A 3283-nucleotide genomic window follows, 5' to 3' on the forward strand; every position below is an offset into this window, starting at 1 on the left:
GGGGTGGGGCAGAGAGGGGCCGGCACATGCCGCCATGGCGGAGCAGGAGCGGTGTAGGGTTGTTCGAATCGCTTTTGTCCTCCCCGGCACGTATGGTGAAGGCAATGACTGACACTGAGAACGTCTCCGGCGACGAAAACCAGCCGGACACCTCCCAGTCGACGGTTCCTCAGAACAATCTGCTCGAGACCCCGGTGGAGACCACCCCGGGCGTCGGTGACATTGTGGGCGCAGATGATTCCGAGAACACCGCGGACAGGGATGTCACCGAAGAGAATCCTGCAGAAGACAACCATGACGACGGGCACCGGCCCGTGGACGACGATGCATCTACCGGCACCACCGGTGACGCCGGGAGTGCCGGCGGCACCGACGAGGACGCCGGAACGGCCGGGGCCGCGTCGGACGCGAAAAGTGCGACGGACGCAGAACCTGCGGACGAGGACGACACAGAGGACGAGGGGTCGGGCTTCGCCGGACTGGGTCTGCCCGACCGTGTTCTCGAGGCTGTGAGGAAGGTCGGGTATGTCACCCCGTCCCCGATCCAGGCCGCCACGATCCCCGCGCTGATGAAAGGCCGGGACGTTGTCGGTCTGGCGCAGACCGGCACCGGCAAGACCGCAGCTTTCGCACTGCCCGCACTGTCCCGTCTCGACCTCGACGAGCGCTACCCCCAGGTACTCGTCCTGGCGCCGACCCGGGAGCTGGCACTGCAGTCCGCCGACGCATTCGAGACTTTTGCGGAGCATCTCGGCAACATGAGCATCCTGCCGATCTACGGCGGGGCACCCTACGGCGCCCAGCTGTCCGGTCTGCGTCGCGGGGCCCAGATCATCGTGGGTACTCCGGGCAGGATCATCGACCACCTCGAGAAGGGGAGCCTCGACCTGTCCCGGCTGCGGTTCCTTGTCCTGGACGAGGCCGACGAGATGCTGAACATGGGTTTCCAGGAGGATGTCGAGCGCATTCTCTCCGACACGCCTGATTCACGTCAGGTCGCGTTGTTCTCCGCGACGATGCCCTCCGCCATCCGCAGGCTGTCCCGGCAGTACCTGCATGACGCCGAGGAATACACGGTCAAGTCCGAGCAGCGGACCAACGACAACATCTCGCAGGACTTCCTGATGGTGTCGCACCGTAACAAGCTTGATGCGCTGACCCGGATCCTGGAGGTCACGGAGTTCGACGCGATGATCCTCTTCGTGAGGACCAAGAGTGACACCGAGGAGCTCGCCGAGAAACTGCGCGGGAGAGGTTTCGACGCCGCCGCGATCAACGGTGACATCGCCCAGAATCAGCGTGAGCGTACCGTCGACCAGCTCAAGGACGGTCGTCTCGACATTCTTGTGGCCACCGACGTGGCTGCCCGCGGTCTCGACGTCGACCGGATCACCCATGTGTTCAACTACGACATTCCCCGCGACACGGAATCCTATGTGCACCGTATCGGCCGTACCGGCCGGGCCGGTCGCACCGGCCGGGCGATCCTCTTCGTGACCCCGCGGGAACGTCGTCTGCTGAAGAACATCGAGCGTGCGACGAAATCGCATCTCAGAGAGATCGATCTGCCGAGCGTCGACCAGGTCAACGAGGCCCGTAAGGCGAAGTTCTTCTCGTCGCTCACCGACGCGCTCAAGGACAGGCAGATGGACACCTTCCGCGAGCTGGTGACCTCCTATTCGCAGGACAATGACGTTCCCATGACGGACGTCGCCGCTGCTCTGGCAGCCAAGCTGCAGGGTAAGGAACCGTTCTACACCCAGGAGATCCGCGAGCCCCAGCGTCGTGAGCGCCGTGGTCGTGAGGACGGGGACCACGGCAGGGAGAACTCGGGTGTCTTCCGCCCGTTCTCGGAGCGGTTCAGCCGTGAGGCGCCGAAGGTCACCGACCGCAGCGGTAAGGACCTCGCCGTCTACCGGGTCAGCGTCGGTCACCGTCAGCGCGTCCGCCCGGGTGCCATCGTCGGCGCCCTGGCGAACGAAGGCGGGCTGAACTCGCGGGACTTCGGCAGGATCAGCATCTTCTCTGAGCATTCCCTTGTCGAGCTGCCCGCCGACCTTCCCCGGGAGGTGTTCGAGCAGCTTGACCAGACCCGGATCTCCGGAAAGCTCATCAACATCGAGCCGGACCCGGGGGCTCCCGCCGGTAGGCCGGGCAGCAGTCGCCGTGACCGCGACGACCGTGGCGGTGACAGGGGCGGCGACCGGCGTGGTGGTCGTGGCCGTGACCGCGACGACCGGGGTGGGCGCGGTGAGCGTCAGTCAGACCGTGGACGTTTCGACCGTGACCGGGGTAACCGCGACCACGGTAGCCGCGAGCACGGCGGGCGCAGCAGCTGGCGTGGGAACCGCAACGACCGTTACGACCGGGGTGACCGTGAGGACCGTGGCGGCTTCCGGGGACGCCGGGAGCGCAGCTGACCCTGAGCTGAGTGACCGGGAATTCCGGTAACTGCGATGAATGACCGCACCTGTGGCCTGTGCCACGGGTGCGGTTGTGTCGTTGAGGTGTCACCGTAGGCAGGAGTCCCGGGCAGCGTCGGCGTCCCCGGTACTGACCGTCAGACTGTAGGCCACGGCGACGGTGAGGTATCTGGCAGAGTATGCGCAGGCAGCCGGCCACTCTGCCGACGGCAGCCATTCTGAGGGCGTCCCGTCACTCTTGGACTGGTTGGCCTGCGTGGACACCGCGATGAGGTTCAGCTCGATGTCATTGGCGAAAGCGGTCCGCCGGGCACGGGTCCAGGTGTGTGCACCGTGGTCCCAGGCCGCAGCCAGGGGCACGACGTGGTCGATCTCCGTGTCCACGGGGGTGAAACGTTCTCCGGTGTACACGTCCGTGGCCTCACCGCGAGCGGTCGGACAGTCCGGCACCGGTGAGTCTGTGGCCGGATCGGCGGGATTGCCGAAGGTACGGAACAGAACGAGGTCGCGGGTCGTGCACAGTCGACCGGCGGAGGACACACGCGTGGACCATCCCCCGAACTCGTCCCGGCTGTAGCCGAGGACGTGGGTGCGTCGGGGGACAGTCAGGACCCTGCTGAGCAGGGTTTCCACGGTCCGGCGGTCCGTGGCGTCCTGCCCGGGGCCGGCTCCGCAGGCGGCGAGGGCTGTCACGAGAACAACGGTGAGAACTGTCGCGGGGACGGTGGCTGCTGTCATGGACCTGTCAGACTCCTGGCGCTTATACACATCCGACGCGGCCGGCCAAGTGGATTATGAATCTCTCCACTGATCACTCCCCGTCGATTATACACATCTGACGCTGCCAACGAGACTCCACG

Annotated in this window: 2 protein-coding genes; one reads left to right on the forward strand and one right to left on the reverse strand. The window is 65.8% G+C overall.

The window, feature by feature from the left end; translation table 11 throughout:
• Positions 1-104: 104 nt before the first annotated feature.
• Positions 105-2420, forward strand: a complete 2316-nt coding sequence (locus E0E18_RS13695) for a DEAD/DEAH box helicase (protein ID WP_130841910.1) — start codon at positions 105-107, stop codon at positions 2418-2420.
• 90 nt (positions 2421-2510) lie between these two features.
• Here the strand turns inward: E0E18_RS13695 and E0E18_RS13700 are convergent, their stop codons facing one another.
• On the reverse strand, positions 2511-3161 hold the full coding sequence (locus E0E18_RS13700) for an HNH endonuclease family protein (RefSeq protein WP_130841912.1): 651 nt from the start codon (positions 3159-3161) through the stop codon (positions 2511-2513).
• Between the last annotated feature and the right edge of the window lie 122 nt (positions 3162-3283).

The sequence above is a fragment of the Corynebacterium neomassiliense genome (genome assembly GCF_900626215.1).
GTDB lineage: Bacteria > Actinomycetota > Actinomycetes > Mycobacteriales > Mycobacteriaceae > Corynebacterium > Corynebacterium neomassiliense.